Below are 3,918 nucleotides of genomic sequence, written 5' to 3'. Positions count from 1 at the left end.
TAAGCTGATACAGGGGCGATCACGGCCGAATGTTACGGTCGGGTAGAGACCATCGCGCCCGGCGCGTGAGAAAGTTGGACAGACCAAGAGCTTGTCCCCCGCCAGAGACGCCCGAGGGCGAGCTCCTTAAGGCTGCTTATGGGGAGTATGTCACGATCATGGGACAAGCCCGTGAAGTGGTGGACGCGCTTCTTCCTGAAATTCGTAAGCCTATCGACGTCGTTGGAACGCCGTGGACGGAATGGCGTGAGAACCTTCAAGCTTTTCGCGATGCTTATACTGCTGCTGTAAGCCGGTCGTCGACCCATCGCGAGCGTATGGAGCAGCTTCACATAATCGAAACAAGGCTGTCAGCGTTCCATAAGGAGACGGCGCGGCTTCAGGAAGAGCTGAGAACCCTCAATACGGCAGGCGACATTTACAACGCTGAACGCCAAGGTTGGTACGATCTCAAAGCCGAACGGGACAACCTCTTCGACGGTCAATGTCAGAAGCTGACTGAAAATGCTAATGGAGCGATCCGAGCGCACATTAAGCGCTTTGCCGACGCGAGTGATCTTGTAGAGCGGCTACGCGACTCTTTATCGGGCGCGAACGTCCGAAGGGAAAAGCTTGAGGCTTTGGGATCTTCTATCGTCGAGGCCGAAAATGCGCAGGATCGGTCGGGGCACGTCTTATTCGAACTCGAGCAGCTCGCCGCGTTCGATCCCAAGCAAGAGGGCGCGGACCGTAGGCCGGACACTCCCTCGCTTTTGGCCGCCGGCATGACGGCGACCGATCTCGACCGCATTGCGCGTAAACTCCAGTCGGACGATTGGCTCGCGCTCTCATTGATAGACGTGAAAAGCGAGCCCGTATTCGAATATCGGGCGCGCGAGAATGATTACATACCCTTTAGCAATGCCTCTGCCGGTCAGCAGGCGACCGCGCTGCTAAAGACCCTGCTGAATCAGGTTGGCCCTCCGCTTCTAGTCGATCAGCCGGAAGAGGACCTGGACAATCCCGTTATGCAGGAGATTGTCGAACAGCTTTGGAACGCCAAGCAAAAGCGTCAGATCATCTTCGTGAGTCACAATGCGAACCTCGTTGTGAATGGCGACGCCGAATTGGTCGCGTGGTGCGACTATCGGAAAGCAGGTGACCAGTCGGGCGGCAAAATAGCTGGCGAGGGTGCAATCGACGTGCCTGAGGTCCGTGAGGCCATCAAACGCATTATACGAGGCGAGGCTGAGGCAGTTTTGAAAGGGATTTCCAAGGCTAACATTGCGACGAAGGGAAATGCGAGCACCGCCTCCACTCTCGAAGAAATGGGCGAATGACATGACTAAACGAAAGCTTTCCGATTTTGAAAAAGTTCGGACGCGCGCTGATTATCTGGCCAAGCGGGGCAAGCAATTTTCGCCGGTAGACATAAAGGATGTACAGGTCGAGGATTGGACGGACGAAAACGGCAAACCCGTCATAATCGTCCAAACTTGATTGGCATGCGAACCAGTGCCTCTTCAACCTGCTGGGACGCCGGGAGGTCGGCCTTGTTGCACTCTCACAAACGGCTCAATTGAGGAGGCGCCTACATGACTGCGTGTTCCAGCCGATCGTGATCACGGATTCCAGGCCATCGTGATCACCCATTCCAGAGCATCGTGATCACCGTTTCCAGCGGATCGTGATCGGTATTTCCAGCGATCGCGATCGGGGCAATTAGGAGGCGCGCGCCACTGACAGTCTGCAACCCGGGTAGCTTGGTCTTTTGCCTAACCGCAGAGGATCGAGATGCCGACCGAGAGACTGTCCATGCGCCACATTCGCGAAGTTCTACGCCTGCACTACAGCGTCGGCATGTCGCAACGCGCCGTTGCCCGCAGCCTCGGTCTGGCCCAGGGCACGGTCAGCAAATACGTCAACCGAGCCCGCCGCGCCGGCCTGACCTGGCCGTTGCCAACGGAGCTGGATGACGACGTCCAGCTCGAGAACCGCCTGTTTCCTCCACCTTCCGATCGGCCCAGCGACGAGCGACCGCATCCCGACTGGGCCCTCGTACATCGCGAGCTGCGGCGCCCGAACGTCACGCTGATGCTGTTGTGGGAGGAGTATTGCGACGCCAATTCCGACAGCTTCAGCTATGCGTGGTTCTGCGAACGCTACAGGGAATGGGCCGGCCGTCTCAAGCCAACCCTGCGCCAGGTTCACGTCGCCGGCGAGAAGCTGTTCGTCGACTATTCTGGCCATACCATGGAGGTGGTTGACGGGCTCACCGGTGAGGTGCTCAGCGCGCAGATCTTCGTCGCCGTGCTCGGCGCCTCGAACTACACCTATGCCGAGGCCAGCCTCAGCCAGAGCCTGCCGGACTGGATCGCCTCCCACGTCCGGGCCTTTGCCTATTTCGCCGGCGTGGCCCGGCAGACGGTGAGCGACAATCTGAAGGCCGGCATCACCAGGGCCTGCTTTCACGAACCGATGGTCAACCGGACCTATGCTGATCTCGCCCGCCATTACCGCACCGCCATTGTTCCGGCACGGCCATATCGGCCGCGCGACAAAGCCAAGGTCGAAGTCGGGGTCCAGATCGTCGGACGATGGATTCTGGCACGCTTGCGCAACCGCCGCTTCTTCTCGCTCGCCGCCCTCAACGAGGCGATCCACGGGCTCCTTGTCGAGTTGAACGACCGACCCCTCAGGAGCTGGGGGCGAAGTCGACGCGACCTGTTCGAAGAGCTCGATCGTCCGGCGCTTACTGCCTTGCCGGATGAACCGTACCAGTATGCCGAGTGGAAGCGCTGCCGGGTCAACCTCGATTATCACATCGAGATCGCCAAGCATTACTACAGCGTCCCTCACAACCTCGTGCGTCAAGAGGTCGAGACCCGCGTCACCCAAAAGACCGTCGAGGTCTTCCTGCGCGGCAAGCGGGTGGCGTCGCATCTGCGCAGCACCCTGCCGCATCGCCCGACGACGATTGCCGAGCATATGCCGAGCTCGCATCGCCGTTATCGCGACTGGACCCATGAGCGTATTCGTTCCGAAGCCGCCAAGGTCGGCCCCGACGTCGACACTCTGATCGACGTCATCCTAAGGTCGCGACCGCATCCGGAACAGGGCTTCCGCTCCGCCATCGGTATTCTCGGGCTGGTCAAGCGCTATGGCCAGGAACGCGTCGACGCCGCTTGCGCCCGTGCCCTTCTGCTCAACGCCCGTTCGTACAAATCGGTCGCTGCCATCCTCAAGAACGGCACCGACAGGACCGCTCCGCCCGCCGACGAGACGCCCATTCTCTTCCACGCCAACATCCGCGGCCGCAGTTACTACAATTGATCAGGAGATCAGCATGCTCGTTCACCCTACCGTCGATCGCTTGCGCGCCCTCGGCCTCGCCACCATGGCCGATGGCCTCACTGAACTGCAGAACAATCCCGAGGCAGCCGGGATGCCGCACGCCGATTGGCTCGGCCTCCTCGTCGATCGCGAGGTCACCGCCCGTGACAACCGTCGCATCACGCGTCGCTTGACCAGCGCCAAGCTCCGTCAAGCCGCCACCATCGAGAACGTCGACTATCGTACCGCCCGTGGTCTCGATCGTTCGCTCTTCCAGAGCCTCGGCACCTGCCAATGGATCCGCGATGCCAACCACCTGGTCATCGTCGGCCCAACCGGCACCGGCAAGTCCTGGCTTGCCTGTGCGCTCGGCAACAAGGCCTGCCGCGACGGCTTTTCCGTCCTCTACAAGCGGGCATCACGCCTGTTCGCTGATCTCGCCCAGGCGCGCGGCGAAGGCCGTCTGGCGCGCCTGATCACCGCGCTCGAGCGCGTCAATCTCCTAATTCTTGACTTATGTGCAGCCCGCAGTGATGTGGAGTTGAGGGCCAAAAGCCGGCACCGGTCCGGGTTTTGATAGCCGCCAACTCCACATAATTTGCCTGT

At 60.2% G+C, this 3,918-nt stretch carries 3 protein-coding genes and 1 pseudogene; all 4 read left to right on the top strand.

Annotated elements, in window-relative coordinates; all coding sequences use genetic code 11:
- Positions 1–86 precede the first annotated feature (86 nt).
- Positions 87–1,319, top strand: a pseudogene (locus tag GGD61_RS39970) (AAA family ATPase); the annotation flags it as partial.
- A gap of 1 nt (position 1,320) precedes the next feature.
- The gene (locus GGD61_RS39965; protein ID WP_183232532.1) at positions 1,321–1,479 is read left to right on the top strand and encodes a hypothetical protein; all 159 of its coding nucleotides are present in this window, start codon (positions 1,321–1,323) and stop codon (positions 1,477–1,479) included.
- Between the two features lie 294 nt (positions 1,480–1,773).
- Positions 1,774–3,312, top strand: coding sequence for an IS21 family transposase (gene istA, locus GGD61_RS39960; RefSeq protein ID WP_183232531.1), 1,539 nt, complete (start codon positions 1,774–1,776; stop codon positions 3,310–3,312).
- Between the two features lie 13 nt (positions 3,313–3,325).
- Positions 3,326–3,889, top strand: a complete 564-nt coding sequence (locus GGD61_RS39955; RefSeq protein ID WP_183232530.1) for an ATP-binding protein — start codon at positions 3,326–3,328, stop codon at positions 3,887–3,889.
- Positions 3,890–3,918: the final 29 nt, after the last annotated feature.

The organism is Bradyrhizobium sp. SBR1B, from assembly GCF_014198205.1.
In the GTDB taxonomy this organism is placed as follows: Bacteria; Pseudomonadota; Alphaproteobacteria; order Rhizobiales; family Xanthobacteraceae; genus Bradyrhizobium.
This window is presented reverse-complemented; position numbering and strand designations above follow the sequence as displayed.